The organism is Candidatus Nanopelagicales bacterium, assembly GCA_018003655.1.
Classification (GTDB): domain Bacteria; phylum Actinomycetota; class Actinomycetes; order S36-B12; family UBA10799; genus JAGNDY01.
Genome location: JAGNDY010000006.1, coordinates 18,656 through 39,807 on the forward strand (window position 1 = coordinate 18,656; position 21,152 = coordinate 39,807).

General features: G+C 63.3%; 23 protein-coding genes and 1 riboswitch. Of the genes, 12 read left to right on the forward strand and 11 right to left on the reverse strand.

The window, feature by feature from the left end; genetic code table 11:
• Positions 1-2 precede the first annotated feature (2 nt).
• The 5 genes from KAZ48_02400 to nadA all read right to left on the reverse strand — a co-directional run bounded on the left by KAZ48_02400 (position 3) and on the right by nadA (position 4,106).
• The gene (locus KAZ48_02400) at positions 3-815 is read right to left on the reverse strand and encodes a hypothetical protein (GenBank protein MBP7971623.1); all 813 of its coding nucleotides are present in this window, start codon (positions 813-815) and stop codon (positions 3-5) included.
• 57 nt (positions 816-872) lie between these two features.
• Positions 873-941, reverse strand: a riboswitch (cobalamin riboswitch).
• 64 nt (positions 942-1,005) lie between these two features.
• Positions 1,006-1,212 (reverse strand): hypothetical protein, encoded by a 207-nt coding sequence (locus KAZ48_02405; GenBank protein ID MBP7971624.1) that lies wholly within the window; start codon positions 1,210-1,212, stop codon positions 1,006-1,008.
• Positions 1,213-1,226: 14 nt separating this feature from the next.
• The gene (locus KAZ48_02410; protein MBP7971625.1) at positions 1,227-2,225 is read right to left on the reverse strand and encodes an aldo/keto reductase family protein; all 999 of its coding nucleotides are present in this window, start codon (positions 2,223-2,225) and stop codon (positions 1,227-1,229) included.
• Positions 2,226-2,253: 28 nt separating this feature from the next.
• A complete protein-coding gene (locus tag KAZ48_02415) occupies positions 2,254-2,901 on the reverse strand; it encodes a DUF3043 domain-containing protein (protein MBP7971626.1) in 648 nt (215 codons plus the stop codon).
• Positions 2,902-2,939: 38 nt separating this feature from the next.
• Entirely contained in the window at positions 2,940-4,106 is a 1,167-nt protein-coding gene (gene nadA / locus KAZ48_02420; GenBank protein MBP7971627.1) for a quinolinate synthase NadA, read from the reverse strand.
• Positions 4,107-4,151: 45 nt separating this feature from the next.
• On the opposite strand from nadA, the gene KAZ48_02425 reads away from it, so the two are divergent.
• From KAZ48_02425 to KAZ48_02440, 4 genes are all read left to right on the forward strand, one after another.
• Complete coding sequence (locus tag KAZ48_02425; GenBank protein MBP7971628.1) at positions 4,152-5,264, forward strand: glycerate kinase; 1,113 nt, start codon at positions 4,152-4,154, stop codon at positions 5,262-5,264.
• Between the two features lie 156 nt (positions 5,265-5,420).
• The gene (gene erpA, locus KAZ48_02430; protein MBP7971629.1) at positions 5,421-5,795 is read left to right on the forward strand and encodes an iron-sulfur cluster insertion protein ErpA; all 375 of its coding nucleotides are present in this window, start codon (positions 5,421-5,423) and stop codon (positions 5,793-5,795) included.
• A gap of 87 nt (positions 5,796-5,882) precedes the next feature.
• Entirely contained in the window at positions 5,883-6,863 is a 981-nt protein-coding gene (locus KAZ48_02435) for a carbohydrate kinase family protein (GenBank protein MBP7971630.1), read from the forward strand.
• A gap of 47 nt (positions 6,864-6,910) precedes the next feature.
• Positions 6,911-7,603, forward strand: a complete 693-nt coding sequence (locus KAZ48_02440) for a leucyl/phenylalanyl-tRNA--protein transferase (protein MBP7971631.1) — start codon at positions 6,911-6,913, stop codon at positions 7,601-7,603.
• Here the strand turns inward: KAZ48_02440 and KAZ48_02445 are convergent.
• Positions 7,549-7,857 (reverse strand): sulfurtransferase TusA family protein, encoded by a 309-nt coding sequence (locus KAZ48_02445; protein ID MBP7971632.1) that lies wholly within the window; start codon positions 7,855-7,857, stop codon positions 7,549-7,551. The two genes, KAZ48_02440 and KAZ48_02445, sit on opposite strands and share 55 nt — an antisense overlap.
• Positions 7,854-9,002, reverse strand: a complete 1,149-nt coding sequence (locus KAZ48_02450) for an aminotransferase class V-fold PLP-dependent enzyme (protein ID MBP7971633.1) — start codon at positions 9,000-9,002, stop codon at positions 7,854-7,856. The genes KAZ48_02445 and KAZ48_02450 overlap by 4 nt, the downstream gene beginning before the upstream one ends.
• Positions 9,003-9,190: 188 nt before the next feature.
• Between KAZ48_02450 and coxB the strand changes: the two genes are divergently transcribed.
• From coxB to KAZ48_02470, 4 genes are all read left to right on the forward strand, one after another.
• Positions 9,191-10,087, forward strand: a complete 897-nt coding sequence (gene coxB / locus KAZ48_02455; protein MBP7971634.1) for a cytochrome c oxidase subunit II — start codon at positions 9,191-9,193, stop codon at positions 10,085-10,087.
• Positions 10,088-10,176: 89 nt separating this feature from the next.
• On the forward strand, positions 10,177-11,847 hold the full coding sequence (ctaD, locus tag KAZ48_02460; protein ID MBP7971635.1) for a cytochrome c oxidase subunit I: 1,671 nt from the start codon (positions 10,177-10,179) through the stop codon (positions 11,845-11,847).
• Entirely contained in the window at positions 11,844-12,239 is a 396-nt protein-coding gene (locus KAZ48_02465; GenBank protein ID MBP7971636.1) for a cytochrome c oxidase subunit 4, read from the forward strand. Before ctaD ends, KAZ48_02465 begins: the two co-directional genes overlap by 4 nt.
• Positions 12,240-12,477: 238 nt before the next feature.
• Positions 12,478-13,686, forward strand: a complete 1,209-nt coding sequence (locus KAZ48_02470; protein MBP7971637.1) for a L,D-transpeptidase family protein — start codon at positions 12,478-12,480, stop codon at positions 13,684-13,686.
• A gap of 127 nt (positions 13,687-13,813) precedes the next feature.
• Here the strand turns inward: KAZ48_02470 and KAZ48_02475 are convergent, their stop codons facing one another.
• The 4 genes from KAZ48_02475 to KAZ48_02490 are packed head-to-tail and all read right to left on the reverse strand — an operon-like array spanning position 13,814 to position 17,997.
• Positions 13,814-15,511 (reverse strand): ubiquinol-cytochrome c reductase cytochrome b subunit, encoded by a 1,698-nt coding sequence (locus tag KAZ48_02475; GenBank protein ID MBP7971638.1) that lies wholly within the window; start codon positions 15,509-15,511, stop codon positions 13,814-13,816.
• Complete coding sequence (locus KAZ48_02480) at positions 15,508-16,551, reverse strand: Rieske 2Fe-2S domain-containing protein (protein ID MBP7971639.1); 1,044 nt, start codon at positions 16,549-16,551, stop codon at positions 15,508-15,510. Before KAZ48_02480 ends, KAZ48_02475 begins: the two co-directional genes overlap by 4 nt.
• A complete protein-coding gene (locus tag KAZ48_02485) occupies positions 16,548-17,342 on the reverse strand; it encodes a c-type cytochrome (protein MBP7971640.1) in 795 nt (264 codons plus the stop codon). The genes KAZ48_02480 and KAZ48_02485 overlap by 4 nt, the downstream gene beginning before the upstream one ends.
• 43 nt (positions 17,343-17,385) lie before the next feature.
• Positions 17,386-17,997: a heme-copper oxidase subunit III gene (locus KAZ48_02490; GenBank protein MBP7971641.1), complete on the reverse strand. Its 612-nt coding sequence runs from the start codon at positions 17,995-17,997 to the stop codon at positions 17,386-17,388.
• A 174-nt stretch (positions 17,998-18,171) separates the two neighbouring features.
• On the opposite strand from KAZ48_02490, the gene KAZ48_02495 reads away from it, so the two are divergent.
• The 4 genes from KAZ48_02495 to KAZ48_02510 are packed head-to-tail and all read left to right on the forward strand — an operon-like array spanning position 18,172 to position 21,115.
• Entirely contained in the window at positions 18,172-18,594 is a 423-nt protein-coding gene (locus tag KAZ48_02495; GenBank protein ID MBP7971642.1) for a response regulator transcription factor, read from the forward strand.
• Complete coding sequence (gene trpD / locus KAZ48_02500) at positions 18,591-19,661, forward strand: anthranilate phosphoribosyltransferase (GenBank protein MBP7971643.1); 1,071 nt, start codon at positions 18,591-18,593, stop codon at positions 19,659-19,661. The genes KAZ48_02495 and trpD overlap by 4 nt, the downstream gene beginning before the upstream one ends.
• A 6-nt stretch (positions 19,662-19,667) precedes the next feature.
• Positions 19,668-19,898 carry a hypothetical protein gene (locus tag KAZ48_02505; protein ID MBP7971644.1) on the forward strand — a complete coding sequence of 77 codons (231 nt, stop codon included), beginning with the start codon at positions 19,668-19,670 and terminating at the stop codon, positions 19,896-19,898.
• Complete coding sequence (locus KAZ48_02510) at positions 19,895-21,115, forward strand: CoA transferase (GenBank protein ID MBP7971645.1); 1,221 nt, start codon at positions 19,895-19,897, stop codon at positions 21,113-21,115. The genes KAZ48_02505 and KAZ48_02510 overlap by 4 nt, the downstream gene beginning before the upstream one ends.
• Positions 21,116-21,152 lie beyond the last annotated feature (37 nt).

The window sequence follows — 21,152 nt, forward strand, 5'->3', positions numbered from 1 at the left end:
GGTTAGGCGGATCGGTCACGGCGACGGCGGGAGAGCAGCACCGCAGTGATCGCCAGAATCGCGATCACTAGCGCGCCGAGAGCAAACGGCGGCCAGTTGGTGATGCCCCTGCCCGGGACAGCGGCGGGTTCGGGCGACGCTGAGTCCTGGGCTGCGGTCAAGGCGGCAACCGAGACTTGTTCGCCGCACCCGGACGTTGGGTAGTTGCCGACTCCGCAGACGAGGCCGTTGGCATCCTGGCGAACGGCGGTCACCGAACTGAGCACCTGTAGCCCGTTGGCCTTGGTCGGAACACTGGCGCACTTGCTCACCAATCCGGCCGGCACTTGCCCGGAGGGCGCCTCGGCCGTGGTGCCGGAATCAACGACGACCGCCACGCGCTTCTTGCCGTCGGCCGACGGAGTCCCCGAACAAGTCGCCTCGAAGTCGACCGGTGCGCGCGGTGTCTCCGTGAGGGTGGGGGTTTCACCGACCCCGAATCGCCAGCCCTGGCTGGTTGCGTCAGCAGGGATGATTGACTGCGCGCCGGTCTCAGCAAAGGTCCAATCGCCGCTGGCCTCACCGGTCCAATACGACCAGAACGTGTAGGCCGTGTCGCTGGCAGGGGACCCACTCGAAGACGGCGCGCTGCTGGCGGCGGAAGCAGGAGTCGTCACGGTGAGGGCTGCCACCGCAACAGCAAAGAGGCCGAGCAAGGCGAACAGCGTGAACCGGGCTGGCTGCGTTCGACGCTGGGAGTTGTGCTGGGACAAGGTGTCCTTTCGGGTTCGCGAGCCCCAAATCGGAACCCGCGAGACGCACCCGGATAGGGGCACTTACCCGGACTCCGTCGGTGTAGACCTCGACTGACGGGAGCCTTACGCGCAGCGACCAGGTGCTCCGGCTTGCCGCTCGGCGGCCTACGGTTGCGGGTCAGCGCCGGATTTGGACCGGCTTCCCCTGGCTGTCACACGAGACCGACGCTTTGGGCGGCGATCTGGCTCTACTCTAGCCCGCTATCGCAAGTCAGACCTGATCAGCCGGATGCAGGCTCATCGGGCCGTAGACCTTGCGGCCATCGTTGACCAGCGTGACAGCGTGGACGCCCTCCTCGAGGAGTTCGGCCCAGATCTCGCCGACCCATGTCTCGGCGTCTGCCTGCGAGTGGAAGACCAGGTCATCGCCAGCGAGCGCCTCCGGCGTGTCAATTGGCGCGTTGGACTCGTCGAGCATCGTCCAGGTCCAACTCACGGTCGGTGCTCCGGGGACTTGGTCATCGACGGATCCGTCAGCGCGACCTCGGCGACGACCTCGTCAATTGCCGCCATGACCGAGGCGTCGAGTTCGATACCCGATCCCTTGACGTTCTCAGCGACCTGTTCAGGCCGGGAAGCCCCGATGATCGCTGCCGAGATCGCGGGATTCTGCAGCACCCACGCCAGCGATAGCTGAGCTACGGACAGGTCGAGGTCAGCCGCGATCGGCTTGAGTTCCACGACCTTCTCCAGCACCTCGTCGCGCAGCCAGCCAGCGATGAAGTTGCCGCCCTCAGTCGACGTCGCGCGGCTGCCTTCCGGGCGTGGTTGCCCGGGCAGGTACTTGCCGGTCAGCACCCCCTGGGCCAGTGGCGACCACACAATCTGGCCGATGCCGTGTTCGACGGAGACCGGAATAACTTCTGCCTCCGGCACCCGCCACAGCATCGAATACTGGGGTTGGTTGGAAATGATCTGATCCAAGCCCAGTTGCTCAGCTAGCTCGACCGCGTTGGCGATCTCCTCGGCGCGCCATTCCGACACTCCGATGTACAGGACTTTGCCGCTGCGCACCAAGTCGTCGAATGCTCGCAGGGTCTCTTCCAGTGGAGTCTCGCAGTCGTAGCGATGTGCCTGGTACAGATCAATGTGGTCGATACCCAGGCGGCGCAATGAGCCGTCGCACGACTCGATGATGTGCTTGCGGGAGAGCCCACGATCATTGCGGCCCGGGCCGGTCGGCCAATAGACCTTCGTGAAGATTTCCAGACCCTCGCGCCGTTGGCCCTTGAGTGCGCGACCCAGAACCTCCTCAGCAGCTGTAGCGGCGTACACATCCGCAGTGTCGAAGGTCGTAATGCCCGCGTCGAGCGCTGCGTGGACGCAGGCGACGGCCGCATCTTCCTGAACCTGGGACGCGTGAGTGATCCAGTTCCCGTAGGCCATCTCGCTGATCATGAGGCCGCTCTTGCCCAGATGCCGATGCTTCATACGGGTTCCTCCTCGTCAGTCGGGCTTGCTACTTCTTCGGGGCCTTCGGGGCTTTGGGGGTCACCGGACGGCCACCCGCCTTGAATTGCGGCGGGGGGACCCGCAGGCGACGGATTTGCAGCATGCGCATGACCGCGTAGAAGTTGACGCCCTTGCGCTCGGCCTTGTCCGGGAACTCCTTGCGCAACGCGTTGTTCATGCGCACCAGGTTGATCGCCGTGTCGACGATCACGATGACCAGGGCGAGCATCCAGACGAGTGTGACGAATACCTGCAGGCGCTGGTTGCGGCTCAACCCGAGCAGCAGCACCACGATCGCCAGCGGCACGAAGAACTCGGCCACGGTGCGGCGGGAGTCCACGTACGTGCGTACGAACCTTTTGACCGGCCCCTGGTCGCGGGCTGGCAGCGCCTTCTCGTCCCCCCGCATCAGCGCCTCGCGGTTCTTCATCCGTTGGATGCGAACCTGCTCACGCTCGGCCTTGCGAGCCTCCTTCGGACTGGCACCGGGCTTGGCCCCACCTTTGATGCCCGACTTCCGGGCTGCCTCAGCCTCTTTGCGGGTCGGTGTCGGTCGGCCCTTGGGCGCTGACCCAGCTGACTTCTCGACACTCGGCCGGTCGTCGGACAGTGCGGTTGAACTGGGGTCTTTGTCATCTGATCGGTTGAAGAACACATGCCGAGGGTACGCGGTGGAATCCAGAAGGGTAAGGACTAGCCAGGTAACGCAAGCATTCGATCAAGTGCGACCCGGGCCCAATGTGCTGTCTGATCGTCCACCTCGATCTGATTGACGATCCGACCGTCCACCAGATTCTCCAATGCCCAAACGAAATGTGGCAGGTCAATGCGATTCATCGTCGAGCAGAAGCAGACCGTCTTGTCGAGGAAGACGACCCGCTTGTCCGGGTGCTGTTCGGCGAGTCGCCGGACCAAGTTCAACTCGGTGCCGATCGCCCAGGAACTACCGGGCTCGGCCTCATCGAGGGTTCTGATGATCCCCTCCGTCGATCCGACGACATCGGACTTGCTGACGACCTCATAGCGGCATTCCGGATGGACCAGGACCTGCACTCCGGGGATCTTGGCGCGCACGTCGTCGACGTTGGCGGCGGTGAAGCGACCATGAACCGAACAGTGGCCTCGCCACAGCAACATGCGGGCCGAGGCGAGGTTGGCATCGCTGATCCCGCCTTGTGGTTTGCGTGGGTCGTAGATGACGCAGTCGTCCAGGCTCAGCCCCAGATCGCGCACGGCGGTATTGCGCCCAAGGTGCTGATCGGGCAGGAACAGCACTCGTTCGCCTTGCTCGAATGCCCACTTGAGGCTGGTGGCCGCGTTGCTGGAGGTGCAGACCGTGCCGCCATGCTGGCCCGTGAATGCCTTGATGGCAGCTGACGAGTTCATGTAGGTCACGGGAATGGTGGATTCGGCGACACCAGCGGCCTCAAGTGAACGCCAGGCCTGCTCCACCTGATCGATTCCGGCCATGTCGGCCATTGAGCAGCCAGCCGCGAGATCCGGCAGGATCACCCGCTGCCGATCGGACGTGAGGATGTCGGCACTCTCGGCCATGAAGTGGACGCCGCAGAAGACGATGTATTCGGCCTCGGGTCGAGCCGCCGCTTCGCGGGCGAGCTTGAAGGAGTCGCCAGTGACGTCGGCGAAGGCGACTACCTCGTCGCGCTGGTAGTGGTGGCCAAGGACAAACACCCGGTCGCCGAGGGCGGCCTTCGCGGCGAGCGCACGCTCGACCAAATCAGGGTCACTCGGCGCGGGTAACGAGCCAGGACATTCCACCCCGCGCTCGCTGGCCGGGTCGCTGGATTCTCCGAGTAACAGCAGCAGCGGCGATGGTTCTGGTTCCACAAGAGCTGCCATTGCGCTGCTACCGCCATTCCCATGCGCACCGGGTACGGTCAACCGGTGCGGATCGTTGTAGCCCCCGATGAATTCAAGGAGAGTCTAACTGCGGTGTCGGCCGCCCGCGCGATTGTTCTGGGCTGGCGGACTCACGCACCCAACGACGACTTCGACGTGTGTCCGCTTTCCGATGGCGGCAGCGGCTTCGTCGACACCCTGCATGCCGCGCTGGGTGGCGAATTGCTGGCCTGCGTCGTGACCGGCCCGACCGGTGACCCCGTGCCAGCCACGATCTTGCGGGCAGGAAGCACCGCCTACGTCGAGTCGGCACAGGCCTGCGGATTGCACCTCATTGCTGGCTCCGACCGCGACCCAACCGTGACGACGACTTTCGGGGTAGGGGAGTTGATCGAGGCAGCGATTGGTTCGGGTGCCCAGCGAATCGTCGTGGGGCTCGGAGGCTCGGGGACGCACGACGGGGGAGCAGGGATGCTCGCCGCGCTCGGTGCCCGCGCTGATGTGGAGTTGACACAGGGCGGCGGCTCGCTGGCAGCCATCACCAGCATCGACATCGAGCCCGCCCGGCGGCGGTGTGCCGGTGTCAAGCTATTCGCTGCCACTGACGTGGACAGTCCACTGGTGGGCGTGACCGGGGCCGCGCGAGCGTTCGCGGCACAAAAGGGGGCCGACGAGAACGACATCATGCGGCTGGAAGGCGCGATGCAGTCCCTGCGAGCCGCGGTGGGTCGCCGATCGTCCGACGGGAAGGATCCAGCACTCGCGCTCGGGGCCGGTGCTGCCGGTGGATTGGCGTACGGCCTGCTCCACCTCGGTGCGCAGCGCGTTGCCGGGATCGACACGGTGATGACTGCGGTGGGGTTTCGCGAACGGGTCGCCCGAGCCGACGTTGTGGTCACCGGGGAGGGCTTGTTCGACTGGCAATCGCTGCGCGGAAAAGTCGTCACCGGAGTCGCAAATGCGGCGCTGGAGCAGGCCCGTCCGTGCGTGGTCATCGCCGGGGATGTGGTCGTGGGCCGCCGCGAGTACAGCGCAATTGGGGTCAATAGCGCCTACTCGGTTGCCCAGATCGTGGGATCGGTGTCGGCATCGCTGGCCGATCCGATCGATTCGTTGACGCTGGCCGCCCGGCGAGTCGCTCAAACGTGGTCAAACTAACGTCGCCCTAGAGAGATGTGGATTCTGTGTGTCACGATGGGAATGTGGAGTCACGCAGAGGTGTTCCACCGACAAGCCCGCACGATGTTCCAGATTTCGACAGCCTCGATCGAAACTGCCGATCAAACGCCGACAGACTGACAGGGAGTTGTGAGCATGACTGCTGACACGACCAGCACCGAGACCTCGACCGAATCCACCGCCAGTGACGCTGTTGTCCTGACTGACGTCGCCTCTACCAAGGTGAAGGCCCTGCTGGAGCAGGAAGGTCGCACCGACCTCGCGCTGCGCGTCGCCGTGCAGCCGGGTGGCTGTTCAGGGCTTCGATACCAGCTCTTTTTCGACGACCGCACCCTCGATGGTGACGAAACCATCGACTTCAGCGGGGTTTCCGTCGTGGTCGACCGGATGTCCGTGCCGTATCTCGGGGGAGCGGTGATCGACTTCGTCGACACCATCGAAAAGCAGGGCTTCACCATCGACAACCCGAACGCAACGGGCTCGTGCGCCTGTGGAGATTCCTTCCACTGATCGGCACGTACCGGAATGTCTTGGCCACAGTTGTCGTAGGTTGATCGCCCGTCGGTTCTCCCGCTTCGACCAAGATTGGCGGTTGCTGTGCGCATTGTTGTCACCGGATCCATCGCGACCGATCACCTCATGTCCTATGACGGCAAGTTCGCAGACGCGTTCATAGCCGAGCAACTCGAGAACGTCAGCCTGTCGTTCCTGGTGGAGGATCTCGAGATTCGCCGGGGTGGCGTGGCTGCCAATATCTGCTTCAACCTGGCCAATTTGGGGCTGCAGCCGGTCTTGCTCGGTGCCGTCGGTCGGGATTTCGATGACTATCGCTCGTGGCTCGACCGTCACGGCGTAGATACCCAATCGGTACACGAATCTGATCTGCACCACACCGCCCGGTTCGTCTGTACGACCGACTCGGCAGGCAACCAAATCGCCTCGTTCTACCCCGGGGCCATGTCGGTCGCGCGCGAGATCGAGTTGCGCCCCGTCGCCGAGCGCCTTGGCGGGATTGACCTGGTCGTCGTCTCACCCAACGCTCCCGAGGCGATGCTGCGCCACACCGAGGAGTGCCGCGCTTCCGGTGTGCCGTTCGCCGCCGACCCCTCCCAACAGCTCTCGTCTATGGACGGTGAGCAGATCAAGGCACTGATCGAGGGTGCGGCGTATCTATTCACCAACGAGTACGAGGCCGCCCTCATCGAATCCAAGACCGGTTGGAGCAGTCAGGAGGTCCTGGAGCGAGTGGGTACGCGGATCACCACTCACGGCGGCCGTGGCTCCAAGATCGAGACTGAAGACAGCGAACCTGTCCTGGTCCCAGTCGTGCCGATCTCGTCCATCGTTGACCCCACCGGCGTCGGCGATGCCTTCCGGGCCGGGTATTTGGCTGGTGTCTCGTGGGGACTCGGACCGCAGCGTTGCGCCCAGGTGGGCTCGATGCTCGCAGCACTCGTGATCGAGACGACCGGGACGCAGGAGTATGAACTCGATGCCGCGACCTTCCTGGACCGTTTAGGCGATTCTTACGGATCGGTAGCCGCAGACGAGGTCCGCGCGCACTTGACTCAGAACTGAGCCGCGCCGACGTGAGCCCCATTGAGCCACCCGCGTCGAGGTGGCAGATGCCATCGGCTCGCCAGCAACCACCGGAACAGGAATTGCTGACCATTGGGGCAGATCTTGCGGCCGGGACGGTGCTCGCCGCGTACCGAAACGGGTTGTTTCCGATGCCGGTCGAGGTACCGGGGCGCTTCACCGATAGCGGCGCCCCAGAGGAGGCACTCGGCTGGTGGTCGCCCAACCCACGAGGGGTGCTGCGCCCCGGCGGTTTCCACCGCAGCCGCTCGCTCAAGCGCGCGGTGAATCGGTACAGCGTCAGCATCGACGACGATTTTGCCGGCGTGGTCGCCGGATGCGCGGATCCCGGCCGCGACGGCGGCTGGATCGACGCGGAGTTCATCGAAATGTATGGCCAGCTGCATGAGCTCGGCTTCGCCCATTCGATCGAGGTCTGGTCGCCTTCGGTCGAGGCTGGCTCGGAAGGTCGCCGGTTGGTCGGTGGTCTCTTCGGGATCGAGATCGGTGGCCTCTTCTGCGCCGAATCCAAGTTCCATCGCGAACGCGACGCGTCCAAAGTCGCGCTCGCCCATCTCTGCGACCGCTTCGATCAGGCGGGCGACCAGGGCGCCCGCCTGATCGACGTTCAGTGGGCCACGCCTCACTTGGAATCATTGGGGGTCCGGGCAATCGATCGCGACGACTACCTGGACTTGCTGCCCGAACTGACTGTGCTGGAGTCGATCCTGACTCGGTAGCGAAGGCCGTTGGGAATGCCTGCAATCGGCTGCACCTCCACCAGGACCGCACCGCGCATTCGACACCACGCCGCCACATCGTGGGCGGCGGCCGGATCGTCGGTAAGGAGTTCAGCTTCGGCACCGACGGCACTGGCGTTGGCCCAACGTCCGAGTTCGATGATCGGTGCGGGACACAGTCGTCCCAGTTGGTCGAGTGTGACTGCTGTTTGCTCAGACTGCTCGCTGCCCGCATCGTCGGCGGCATCGGTCATAGCGGCGCTCCGGCCTCGCGCCGAACAAACTCGACGGCGCCCGGAAGCGCGGCGAGGAAGCCCTCCACCTGCTCCGACGTACAGCCAAGTGGCAGGCTGACGCGGACATTTCCGTGGGTCAGTGCCCCAATCGCGGAAAGCACGTGGCTTGGCAGGCCGGCCCGCGAAGCGCACGCCGATCCGCTACCTACCGCAAAGCCCAAGCGGTCAAGTTCTGCGGCAAGCTGCTCCCCGTCCGCGTAGAGAACAGAGAACGTGACCGTATTGGGCAGCCGCCAGTCAGCATCGCCCAGAACCTCTACATCGGAAATTATCTGGGGGACGCGCGCGCGGATCAGCGCGACGAGGTCAGTCAGCCGCTCCGATTCCGCTCGTCTGGTGCGGTAGACCGCGTCGAGCGCGGCGGCGGTCGCGATCGCGCCTGCCACGTCGTCAACGTCCGTGGGCAGATTGGCTCCGGCGGCCTCGGGCGGCCGCGACCAGCGGGTGCCAGGCCGTACGGCTACCACGGCCATGCCGCGAGGACCAGCGAAGCTGGCCGCGTCTGCGAACAACCCATCCCACTGCGGCGGAATCTCGGTGTGTCCGAGGACTCCGGTCGCGTCCACTGCCAGTGGCACGCGAGCGCCCAGGCAAAGCTTGGAGACCTCTGCCAACGGTTGCCGGCTGCCGACCTCAAGATTTCCGGCTTGGATGCATGCCAGGGTCGGATCGGGCGAACCGTTGATCGCCTGTTCGAGTTCCCGCAGGTCCACCACTCCACGGCTGTCGACGTCCAGCAGGACAGCCCCCGGCGCTCCGGCAACGGTGTCGGCTGCCGCCAGCACAGCAGCGCGCTCGACCGCCGTGCAGACAGTTCTCACTTGCTTGTCCGGGTGCTCCTGGGCCAATGCCTGACCCAGGCCGGCAATCGCGTCGGTAGCAGCGTCGACACCAGCGGTGCGGAACCAGATCGCGGAGGCAGGCAGCTCAAGGACCGCCGCCACCGTTTGCCTGGCCGCCTCGAGAAGTTGCCGTGACAGTCGAGCCTCGTGATGACCTGCGTGGGGGTCCGCCCAGTCCCGGTTGGCGAACCCATCGAGCGCTCGAATCGCTGCCGGATGCAGGGGTTGGCCGGAGGCTGCGTCCAGGTAGCTGCGTGACACACCGAAACCGTACTCGCCCTAGCGGCGTGTCAGATGGTTCCCTGCGCTACTCTCACGCCCGAGACGACTCAAACCCTGCCGAGAACCTGATTCGTCGCAGCGATACGGTGTGCGGCGAAGCAGAATCCAACGCAGGGACGACCACACGAGAGGCATACGTGGTGCTGAAGCAGAAGCGGCGTGTCCAGATGGGGCACGAAGCCGAGCAGGGCGTCGCCAAGAAGAGGGCGAGCGATCCGCATTTGCCCGGGTGGAATTTTGGCCGTCGCGCCGGAATCCTGGCGATGGGACTTGTCGGTGCGGTCGCGCTGTCAGGCTGTGCCAACGATCGCTTCATGGGCATGCCCGAGCCAGCTACCGAGGAGGCTCCCAGCATCCTCAACATGTGGCAGGGCAGTTGGATGCTCGCCGGTGTGGTCGGCATATTCGTGTGGGGACTCATGCTCTGGGCCGCTGTCGCGTACCGCCGCCGGAAGAGTTCAGATGTTCCGGTGCAGACCCGCTACAACATGCCGATTGAAGCCCTGTGGACCATTGCTCCGCTGATCCTGGTTGTCGGCATCTTCTACTTTGCCGCCACCAAAGAAGGCGCGATCACCAAGGTGAGCAACGACAACGTCTCGACTGTCGATGTCGTTGGGTATCGATGGAGTTGGACGTTCAACTACGTCAACGACGATGTCTACGACGTTGGTCAGCCCGCCTATGCGCCCAACGAGAAGGACAACGGACCTGTTCCCGTGGACGAGGGCGGTCTGCCAACCCTCTGGTTGCCCGTCAACCAGAAGGTCAAGTTCAACCTGACTTCGCCGGACGTCAACCACTCGTTCTGGGTGCCGGCGTTCCTCTACAAACTCGATGTCATCCCTGGACGCACCAACACATTCGAGGTCACGCCCAGCAAATTGGGCACATTCGCTGGCAAATGCGCAGAACTTTGCGGAGTCGACCACTCCCGCATGCTCTTCAACGTCAAGATTGTGACGCTGGACGAGTACAACGCTCATGTGAATGACTTGCGCATACGTGGACAAATTGGACAATTGAAGACTGATCGCACCAACGCCAACGCACAGAAAGTCTGAGGGAACTCGCCGTGACGATACTTAACGAGCCGGTTCGCACCGAGTCGCAGCCGACCCCTCCCACTCCCAAGGAGGTGCGCCGGCACAACATGGGCCGAACCGTGATCAAGTGGGTCACGACAACAGACCACAAGGTGATCGGCAACCTCTACTTCATCACCGCGATGTTCTTCTTCTTCGTGGGTGGGATCCTGGCCCTATTCCTCCGGGCCGAGTTGACGGCACCGGGGACTCAATTCCTTTCGAACGAGCAGTACAACCAGATCTTCACCATGCACGGCACGATCATGCTGTTGCTCTTTGCGACCCCGCTGTTCTCCGGTTTCGCGAATGCCTTGATGCCGCTGCAGATTGGCGCACCGGATGTGGCCTTCCCGCGTTTGAACATGTTTGCCTACTGGCTGTACCTGTTCGGTGCCCTGGTTGTGGCCTTCAGCATCTTCACGCCGGGTGGTGCCGCCGACTTCGGGTGGACTGCATATGCGCCGCTATCGTCGGCTGTGTATTCGCCGTCGTCGGGTGGCGACCTCTGGTTCCTCGGACTGACGCTTGGTGGTCTCGGCACGATCCTTGGCGCGGTCAACTTCATGACCACGATCTTCTGCATGCGCGCGCCGGGCATGACCATGTTCCGGATGCCAATCTTCACCTGGACCGTGCTTCTCACGAGCGTGCTGGTCCTGGTTGCCTTCCCGGTCTTGGCCGCCTCGCTGATCGTGATGGAGGTCGACCGCAAGTTCGGTTCTCTTGTCTTCGCACCGGAGAACGGTGGAGCAATCCTCTGGCAGCACTTGTTCTGGTTCTTCGGTCACCCGGAGGTCTATATTCTGGCGTTGCCGTTCTTCGGCATCTGTAGCGAGATCATTCCGGTCTTCAGTCGCAAGCCGATCTTCGGCTACAAGGGTTTGGTGTTCGCCACAATCGCGATCGCTGGCCTGTCCGTCGCGGTATGGGCCCACCACATGTACGTGACTGGCGCCGTCCTGCTTCCGTTCTTCGCCATCATGACGATGTTGATCGCGGTACCGACCGGCGTGAAGTTCTTCAACTGGATCGGCACGATGTGGCGCGGGTCGATCTCGTTTGAGACGCCCATGCTGTGGACCATGGGCTTCCTGGTGACGTTCCTCTTCGGCGGCCTCACAGGCGTCATTCTGGCTGCACCGCCGTTGGACTTCCCGGTCTCGGATACGTACTTCGTCGTGGCTCACTTCCACTACGTGATCTTCGGAACTGTCACCTTCCTCATGTTCGCCGGCTTCTTCTTCTGGTGGCCCAAGTTCACCGGGCGCATGCTCGACGAGCGCCTGGGCAAATTGCAGTTCTGGTTGCTTTTCGTTGGCTTCCAGACGACGTTCCTCATCCAGCACTGGCTCGGTGTGCAGGGGATGCCGCGGCGCTACGCCGATTACTTGCCCAGCGACAACTTCCAGACCATGAACGTGGTGTCGACGATCGGCGCGATCATCCTCGGCATTTCCTTCCTGCCATTCCTGTACAACGTGTACAAGACGTGGCGGCACGCACCTCTGGTGGAGGTGGATGACCCGTGGGGTTGGGGTGGATCGCTGGAGTGGGCGACAAGCTGCCCGCCACCGCGGCACAACTTCGATTCGCTGCCGCCCATCCGCTCGGAGCGTCCAGCATTCGACCTCCACCATCCCGAGTTGGCCCCCAAGAACATGCCCAAGGGCGCCAAAGTAGTGACAGCCGCAACTGCACCCGCCGGATCTGCCGCGGGCGAGGTGGATGCCTCGTGAAGATCGAGGGCAAGCTCTTCGCCTATGGCAGTGCGTTCTATCTGCTGCTGTGCGCGATCTACGGCGTGTGGTCCAAGGACCCGACTGGCATTGTTTTGTTGTTGTTCACCGGCGCGCTGGCCTTTCTTGTCGCCTTCTTCATCCTGCACACCGCGCGCAGGGTGTTTCCGCGGCCGGAAGACATGCCGGATGCCGACCAGAGTGATGCGGACCTTGACTACGGCTTCTACAGCCCACATTCCTGGTGGCCACTGCCACTGGCAGCGTCGACTGCGGTCATCGCCTTCGGGATCGCCTTCGCCGCCTGGATCGTGGTGGCTGGCGTGGCGTTCCTGATGCTGAGCCTGGTGGGATTGGTGTTCGAGTATTACCGCGGCGACCACGCCCACTAGTCCCGCTGACTAGTCCCCTTTTTCAGTCCCATTCTGTACCTGGTTCAGGGGTGCAACCGCCCAGTAATTGCTGAGCGCAACACAGTGTGATCAGGGGTTACCAGTTGGTGACGCCATAGTGACCTCGCACGCTTTCGTGCATGTTTTGGGCCAAAGCGGGAACGAGTAACCCGTGGCCTCCATCGGAGGTCATGACGCCCCAACCGAGGCGTCCACGACGAACAGTGGGGTACATCACGTGGCTTTATCAACAAAGCGCCGCACGGTCGCCATCATCGGCGCCGGCGTAGGCAGCCTGTTGGCCGTATCGGGATGCAGCGCTATCAGCGGCGCTCTCGGTGCCGATCCCGTCATCACCGTCTCGCCAGCGCCGCAGGGGGCACCCGCGCCCGCGTCCGAGCCGGTCACCGTCAAGGTCGAGCATGGCAAATTGACCGATGTCGCAGTCAAGACCGGGGCAGGCAAGCGACTCGTTGGCTCAATGAATGCCGAACAGACAGTGTGGACATCGAATGCAGACTCGCTGAAGTACGGCACCCGGTATGCCGTGAAGGCGGAGGCTGAAGGCAATTCCGGGAAACCGACTTTGTATTCGGAGAGCTTCAAGACCGTCAATCCTGACCAACTAGTGACCGCTCAGTTCGCATACTTCAGCAATGGTGCGACGGTCGGTGTCGGCATGCCCGGGCGAATCGAGTTCAGCAGCCCGGTCAAGAACCGAGCGGAAGTCGAAAAGCGCCTGCGCATCACCGCAAGTAACACCGTGGTCGGTGCTTGGAGTTGGGACAAGGATCGAACGGCTGTCACGTTCCGACCGGAGACGTACTGGCCAGCCAAGACCAAGGTATCGATTGAGGCCCCGCTGAAGGGCGTAGAGCTCAGTCCGGGCACTTTCGGTACTAACGACCTTAACGGAGGCTTCAGCACCGGCTCAGCGACGATTCTGACCGTCAATGCGGCCACTCACCAGCTCCGGGTCGTCCGAGACGGCAAACTCGTCCGCAAGATTCCGGTGACGACTGGCAAGTCGGGCTTCGAGACTCGATCTGGAATCGTCCCGATCATGGCCAAGGAAGGCACCGTCGTCATGGACGCCGCCTCCGGTGGCACGCCGCAGGGAAGCTCGGAGTACTACCGGCTGACAGTCAACTACTCCATGCGCATCACGCCGAGCGGGGAGTACCTGCACGCAGCACCGTGGTCCGAAGGCTCCCAGGGCTACGCCAACACCAGCCACGGCTGCGTTGGTATGAGCACGACCAACGCGTCCTGGCTATTCGATTACGCCAAGGTTGGTGACGTCGTGGTGGTCAAGAACACCGGTCGGCAGCAGGACCTCGGCAACGGAATCACCCAGTGGAACGTCTCGTGGGACAAGTGGCTGGCTCGCTCCGAGACCGGTCCACAGACCATTGGGCCAGACGGGGCCAGCAGCGCGGCCGCCTAAGTCCAGAAACGGACGGCACGCCTGAAAACGCGGGCCGCGCGCCCGAAAACGAAGCGAGGGCCTCACCCGGATGATTCCGGATGAGGCCCTCGCTTCGCTGAATCCGAGTGGTCGCTGCGCGCTTCGACTACTTGTTGACCGGCTCTGCGCTCGGATCGTGCATGACGCCACCTTCGGGTTCGAGCTGTTCGTGGTGCTCAATGATCGCTTGACCTTCGGCCGCCCCATGGAGGATGTGAGCCTCCGCAGCTGCGATCTCCTCCTGTGTTGGCCTGGGAACGTTGTCCTGGAAGAACCAGTGCGACAGTCGTGCGGTTCGCTTTGCGCTGGCGTAGCCAGGCTGCTTGACGCCATTCTCGTCTGTCTTTTCCGGCCAGGGGAGGGGAGCGATGTCCACCTTGGACAGGATCACCGCCTTCTCGTTGGCATTGACCGGGGCATGGATTTCGGTGAACTCGCCGGTGGGTAGCCGCATGATGCTGCCGGTCTCGCGGCCATGGAGCAACTTCTCGCGGTCACGGTGTTGCAGGCTCAGGCAGGTTCGCTTGGTGACGACAAATACCAGTGCGGGGATTATGAAAATGCCTATTCGAATGAACCAAGTGATTGCGTTGATCGAGAGGTCGAATGCGTGGGCGATGACGTCGTTGCCGCCGCCGATCAGCAGCATGAGGTAGAACGAAAGCGCCATGGCACCGAGCGCGGTCCGGGTCGGAGCGTTGCGCGGGCGGTCCAGCAGGTGGTGCTCGCGCTTGTCGCCGGTCGCCTTGGCCTCAATGAATGGATAAAGGGCCATTAAGGTCAGAATGATGCCAAGCACCAAGGCGCCGGGTATCAGGACGTTCCAACTGATGGTGTGGCCCCAGAGCACGGTCTCCCAGTTGGGCATGGCGCGCAGGGCACCTTCCAGCCAACCCATGTACCAGTCGGGTTGCGAACCAGCCGTGATCTGGTCGGGAACGTATGGCCCGTATGCCCAAATCGGGTTGATGGTTACCAGTCCGGAAACAGCCACGACGACACCGAAGACGACGAAGAAGAAGCCACCCGCCTTGGCCATGTAGACCGGCATGAAGGGGTAGCCGACCACGTTGTCGTTGGTCTTGCCCTTGCCTGGGTACTGGGTGTGCTTCTGGTACCAGACGATGAGCATGTGCGCCGTGATGAGTGCCAGGATTATTCCTGGCAGCAGAAGTATGTGAATGCCGTAAAGCCGGGATATGAAGATGTCGCCGGGGAACTCGCCACCGAATGCGAAGAAGGAGACGTAGCTTCCGACGACCGGGATCGAGAGCATGATGCCCTGCGCGATGCGTAGACCCGTTCCGGAGAGCAGGTCGTCGGGCAGGGAGTAACCGGCGAAACCCTCGACGAAGCCGAGTGTGAGCAGCAGGACGCCAATGCTCCAGTTGATCTCGCGGGGCTTGCGGAATGCGCCCGTGAAGAACACGCGCATAACGTGGATCGACATCGCAGCGATGAAGACCATCGCCGACCAGTGATGGATCTGGCGAAGGAGTAGCCCGCCGCGGACGTCAAACGAAATGTCCAGGCTCGTCTTGTAGGCCTCGGACATTGCCAGGCCCTTAAGCGGGACGTAGGAGCCGTTGTAGATGACCTCGGTCATCGAAGGCTTGAACCACAACGACAGGTAGATGCCGGAAAGCAGCAGAATGATGAAGCTGTAGAGGGCCATCTCGCCGAACATGAATGTCCAGTGATCCGGGAAGACCTTGCGCAGGTTTCGCTTGGCCCAGTTTCCTATCGTCAGTCGCTCATCGAGATTGTTGACGGCCTCGCCAGCGCGATCCATTACTGCACTCATGCACGCTCCCAGTAACTCGGGCCGACTGGCTGGTTGAAGCCGTCCTGGGCGACTATATAGCCCTCCAGATCAAGCTTGATTGGCAGTTGTGGCAAGGACCGCGCAGCTGGTCCGAAGACCACATTCGCCGAGTCCGCCAAGTCGAAGGTCGACTGGTGGCACGGGCAGAGCAAATGGTGAGTGCGCTGTTCGTAGAGGGCGATGGGGCAACCGACGTGGGTGCAGATCTTGGAGAAGCACATGATGCCCTGGTAATCCCAAGGTTCAGCGTCTGTTCCACCTTGCTGGGAGAGGATCTCGTCTGGGTTCATTCGGACCAGCAGCACGACTGCCTTGGCCCGCTCATTCTGGGTTCCAGCCGCTTGCTGAACGGCGGGCAGGCCGTCCGGCATGGCCGAAACGATGCCGCCGACCGGAATATCCGACGGACGGATGGGCGCTCCGGTGATGTCGAGGACAACCCGCATTCCCGGTCGCCACATGGTCGTCGCGAGCTTGTCCTCCGGCAGCGGGCCGAGATCGCGCAACATGACGACCAGCGGGATCGGGAAGAGCGCCATCGCGCCGAGTAGGGAACGGCGCAGGATGCGGCGGCTGGCAAAGCCAGAATCGGCGACGCCGGCCTCGAACTCCGCAATGGCGCCTTCTCGACCCTCGTCGGAGGACCGCAGCGAGTGACGTTGCTGCACGACCTCCTTGTCGGCCATGAGCTTCTTGGCCCACTGGATCATTCCGGCGCCGATGAGGAACGTTGCCAGGCCGAAAGTCACGCCGAGCGCGACGTTGCTGGCACCGAGGGGACCCAGGAAGGGGACGCGGACAGACTGGTCGGTCGGGATCATCACGAATGCGACGACGAAGAGGATCGTGAAGACAGCTGAAAGCCCGAACATCATGGAGATTTGGCGCTCCGCGCGCTTGGCGGCCCGTGGATCAAAGTCGGTGCGCCGAGGGTGGTGGTCTGGGAGTACTACCTGGTCGCCAGCGGCCGCCGCCGCTTCGGTATCCAGCGTCGTGTTGTCGGATGGGGTGTCGCTCATCGAACCTTCGCTCCAATCCACACAGCCACGGCAATGAGCCCACCAAGTGCAACCAGCCAGGCAACGAGGCCCTCAGAGACTGGGCCGAGGCGGCCTACTGACCACCCGCCATAGCTGGTCTCCGTCTTCATGTTCTGGATGTACTTGATGATGGCCTGCTTGTTCTCAGTCGTGAGGGTGTCGTTGCTGAACACCGGCATGTTCTCGGGTCCGGTGAGCATGGCTTCGTAGATTTGCTTGGGCGTCGCGTCGCGCAGGTTCGGTCCATAGGCGCCGTTGGACAGTGCCCCACCAGCGCCGGCGAAGTTGTGGCACTGCGAGCAGTTGGTACGGAACAATTCGCCACCCTCGGCGAGGTTGGCACCCTCATAGTTGAGTTGCTCCGCAGTCGGGATCTGCGGGCCTGGCGCCAGTGAGCCGATGTAGGCGGCAATTGCGGCGGTTTCTTCGTCGGAGTAGATGACCTGCTTGCTCGGCGCCTGTGCTTGCGGAGCGGCCAGTGGCATCCGACCGGTGGAAATCTGGAAGTCCACGGCTGCGGAGCCGACACCGATCAGAGTCGGTGCTGCGGGGCCACCCTGGGCCGCGAGGCCGTGACAACTTGAACACCCCTCGACGAAGAGCTTCTGGCCCGCGGCGATTTGGGCATCGAGGGCTTTTTGGTCGCCAGCGGCCTGCGCGGAGGTAGCTGAGCCCACCGCTGCGTAAATGACGCCCACGAGGGCAAGGGCGAGCAGGACCAGAATTGGCGCTGCGGCGCGATGCCTGCGAGTTGCCGTCAGAGTGTTCACCGGTGCGCCCCGATCTCGTGCTGGTAAATGGCCATGGGTGTGGTCACTTGAGGATGTAGATGGTAGCGAAGAGGGCAATCCAGACAACATCGACGAAGTGCCAGTAGTAAGACACAACGATGGCCGTTGTTGCCTGCTCGTGGGTGAAGCGTTTAGTGACGTAAGTACGCGCCAACACGAACAGGAAGGCGATCAAGCCACCAAGGACGTGCATTCCGTGAAAGCCGGTCGTTAGGTAGAAGACTGATCCGTAGGGCGACGACGACAGCGTCAGGCCCTCGGCCATCAATTCGGTGTACTCCTTGACCTGCCCGCCGATGAAGAAGGCACCCATCAGGAACGTGATGATGAACCACATTCGCAGCTTGCGGCGGTCGCCGCGCTCAGCCGCGAACACTCCCAACTGGCAGGTCACCGAGCTCAGAACCAGGATCGTGGTGTTGAAGGCGGCGAAGGGGACATTGAGCAACTCGGTCTGTTCAGCCCAGATTCCAGGGTTGACCGAACGCAGCGTGAAGTACATCGCGAACAGGGCTGCGAAGAACATCAACTCGCTCGAAAGCCAGATGATTGTTCCGATCGCGACCATGTTCGGTCGGTTCACAGGTACACGTGCTCGCGTCTCTTCAGCGGTAACAGTCGCCACGGCGCGGATTCTTGCAGGTAATGAGTCCGGATACCGCTTGACCCCCCAAACCGAGAGACTAGGGCGTGTCGCGACGAAGGCTGATTTGTCCAGCCGTCGGCGGGTGGATGCCCACGCAACCCCGGAGCCGGGCCAGTAGCATCGAGCCTGCGACCACCGATCCAATGCCTGACGAGGAGCATGATGAGCGCGAATGCCGGACCGACCCTGCGGGTACTGGTCTACAGCGACGACGCCAATACCCGTGCGGAGGTACTCACGGCTTTGGGTCCGCGACCGTCACCCGAGTTGCCTCGGGTTGATTACGTTCAGTGCGCGACCGAACCCTCGGTCATCCGGCAGATGGATGCTGGCGGCGTCGATCTGGCGATCCTCGACGGCGAGGCTGTGCCAGCCGGCGGGATGGGGATCGCTCGCCAGCTCAAGGACGAGATCTACAAGTGCCCGCCGATCCTGGTCTTGATCGGCAGGCCGCAAGATGCCTGGTTGGCAACCTGGTCGCGCGCCGACGCCGTCGTGTCGCACCCGCTGGACGCGATGCAGCTTGCCGAAGCAGTCGGATCACTACTGAGGGGTCGGGTAGCAGCCGGTGCCGTTGGCGCATGAGTAGTGAAACCTGGCCAGAGCTGATAGCCCAGTTGCTGGCCGACCACGACCTGGACGCTGGTCAGACGAACTGGGCAATGACCGAGATCATGGCGGGTCAGGCGACTCCGGCGCAGATTGCCGCCTTCGCGGTCGCGCTGCGCGCCAAAGGGGAGACCGCCGCTGAGGTCGGTGGTCTGGTATCCGCGATGCTCGATGAAGCCATCCCGTTGGAGATTGATGAGCCGACCCTGGACGTGGTTGGTACCGGCGGTGACCAGGCCGACACGGTCAATATCTCCACGATGTCTTCGGTCGTGGCGGCCGCCGCTGGAGCGCGCGTCGTCAAGCACGGCAACCGCGCTGCAAGTTCGCAATGTGGTTCAGCAGATCTCCTTGAGGCCGTAGGCGTGGCCATCGAGCTTCCTGCCGAGGGTGTGGTCCGGTGCGTTGACGAGGTCGGGATCGGCTTTGTCTTTGCGCGGGCATTCCACCCGGCGTTTCGGTTCGTTGGTCCCACCCGCAGCGAGATTGGCGTGCCGACGGTATTCAACATCCTCGGACCGTTGGCCAATCCGGCTCGACCGATCGCGCAGTTCGTCGGCTGCGCGAACGAGCGACTCGCGCCGGTGATGGCCGGAGTGCTCGCCAATCGGGGCACCGTCGGCATGGTCGTTCGTGGTGTCGACGGCCTCGATGAGGTGACGGTCTTCGATTCCACGGAAGTGTGGGACGTCCGCACACCCCAGGTTGAGCACGGGTCGATCACCTTGGCGGGTCTCGGGGTGACCAAGGCCCAACCGGGAGCGCTTCGAGGCGGTGACGCAGCCATGAATGCCAAGGTCATGACCAGCGTCTTTGCCGGAGACACGAGCGGGAACCTCGCCGCGGTTCGCGATGCGGTTGCCCTCAACGCGGCCGGAGCCCTGGTCAGTTGGGATGCCGCGACCGGGTCCGAGCCTGCGTCGGGCACTTGTGAACAGCACATTGCGGCGGCACTCCCGCGTGCCTATGAGGCCATCGATTCAGGTGCGTGCAGCGAGTTGCTGGACCGGTGGATCGCGGCCTCACAACAGGCGGCAGGATGACCAGCTGTGACAGAACTTCCTGATACCAATTCCCGGTGGCGCTGCGCTGCTTGCGGCAACCTCACCCGCTTCGACGTTGTCCGAACCGTGCGCTCCAACGAGTACTGGCATGCCGACCTCGCCGGAGAGCCGGTGATCGACGAACGCACTGTCCTGCGCGAAACAGTCGAGTCGGTGACGTGCCGCTGGTGCGGTGCCAAGGACTCGGTCGAGACAGTTCCGCGGGCTCAGCCGTGACCAGCCCCACTCCGGCGCAGCCGGCCACTTCGCCGGATGCGCGATCGCCGCTGGCAGGTGTCCGGATCCTCGACCTGACCCGGCTGTTGCCCGGGAATTTCGCGACGCTGCTGCTGGCTGGACTCGGTGCCGACGTCGTCAAGGTGGAGCAAATCGAAGGTGGGGACGGAATCCGTCACCTGCTCGGCTCGGGACATGGCGGTGAAGCGGCCGCGCATATGGTGCTGAACCGGGGCAAGCGCTCCCTGAGTCTCGATCTGAAGGCCGACCAAGGCCGTGACCTGCTGCTCGCTCTCGTCGCCGACGCCCAGGTGCTCATCGACTCGTTCCGGCCCGGTGTGCTCGATCGCCTCGGGTTGTCAACGACGGCGCTGCTGGCTGCCAACCCCAAATTGGTGCATGTGTCCATCAACGCGTTTGGATCGACCGGGCCATATACGACCCGTCCAGCGCATGACTTGAACTCATCGGGCTACGCCGGCGCGCTGGGATTGGTGGTCGATTCCAACGGCGCGCCGACGCTGCCGAGTTTGCAAAGCGCTGACCTCGGGGCCGGTCTGCACGCTGCGTTGGCCGTGCTGTCCGGTCTCCGGGTGGCGGAAAAGCAGGGGCGGGACTTCCGGGCCGACGTGGCGATGACAGATTCCGTTGCCTCGATGCTTCCGCTGGCGGTCGCCACTCTCGCCGGAACTGGCCAGCCCCCGGCCGTGCCGGACCTGTTGACGGGCTCGCTCGCCTGCTACGGCGTCTACGAGTGTGCCGACCGCAAGTGGCTGACGGTGGGCGGTCTCGAAGCCAAATTCTTCGCCCGCATGGTCGACCTCATGGGTAAACCCGAGCTGGCCGATCAGCAGTACGACATCGCGAATCAGGAGCAGCTTCGGCAGGAACTGGCCGCGGCGTTCAAGTCCCGATCGCGCGCGGAATGGATGGACCTGCTCGCGGGCGAGGACACCTGCGTCGGACCGGTCTTGACCGTCGAGGAGGCACTTGCTGAGCCGCACTTCCTCGACCGCGCAACAGTCACCAGTGCGGCCTTCCGGGACGGAACTCACGTGCCCGTCATTCGGTCGGTTCCCTGGGCCGCCGAGGGGGACAAGGGGTTGACTGCGCCGAAGCTAGGCGAGCACAACGTACAGGTTCTGGCCGAGGCCGGCCTGGATCCACAGCGCGTTGCCGACTTGATCGCCGACGGAATTGTCGGAGGGGACTCATAGCTTTCGAACTGCAAGCCCGGACTCGACCGGTGCTCCG

Coding starts and splice junctions, on each gene's coding strand:
- trpD (MBP7971643.1), top strand. CDS start 18,591: ATGAGTAGTGAAACCTGGCCAGAGCTGATAGCCCAGTTGCTGGCCGAC.
- KAZ48_02410 (MBP7971625.1), bottom strand. CDS start 2,225: ATGAAGCATCGGCATCTGGGCAAGAGCGGCCTCATGATCAGCGAGATG.
- erpA (MBP7971629.1), top strand. CDS start 5,421: ATGACTGCTGACACGACCAGCACCGAGACCTCGACCGAATCCACCGCC.
- KAZ48_02495 (MBP7971642.1), top strand. CDS start 18,172: ATGAGCGCGAATGCCGGACCGACCCTGCGGGTACTGGTCTACAGCGAC.
- KAZ48_02480 (MBP7971639.1), bottom strand. CDS start 16,551: ATGAGCGACACCCCATCCGACAACACGACGCTGGATACCGAAGCGGCG.
- coxB (MBP7971634.1), top strand. CDS start 9,191: ATGGGGCACGAAGCCGAGCAGGGCGTCGCCAAGAAGAGGGCGAGCGAT.
- ctaD (MBP7971635.1), top strand. CDS start 10,177: ATGGGCCGAACCGTGATCAAGTGGGTCACGACAACAGACCACAAGGTG.
- nadA (MBP7971627.1), bottom strand. CDS start 4,106: ATGGCAGCTCTTGTGGAACCAGAACCATCGCCGCTGCTGCTGTTACTC.
- KAZ48_02445 (MBP7971632.1), bottom strand. CDS start 7,857: ATGACCGATGCCGCCGACGATGCGGGCAGCGAGCAGTCTGAGCAAACA.
- KAZ48_02440 (MBP7971631.1), top strand. CDS start 6,911: ATGCCATCGGCTCGCCAGCAACCACCGGAACAGGAATTGCTGACCATT.
- KAZ48_02405 (MBP7971624.1), bottom strand. CDS start 1,212: ATGCTCGACGAGTCCAACGCGCCAATTGACACGCCGGAGGCGCTCGCT.
- KAZ48_02475 (MBP7971638.1), bottom strand. CDS start 15,511: ATGAGTGCAGTAATGGATCGCGCTGGCGAGGCCGTCAACAATCTCGAT.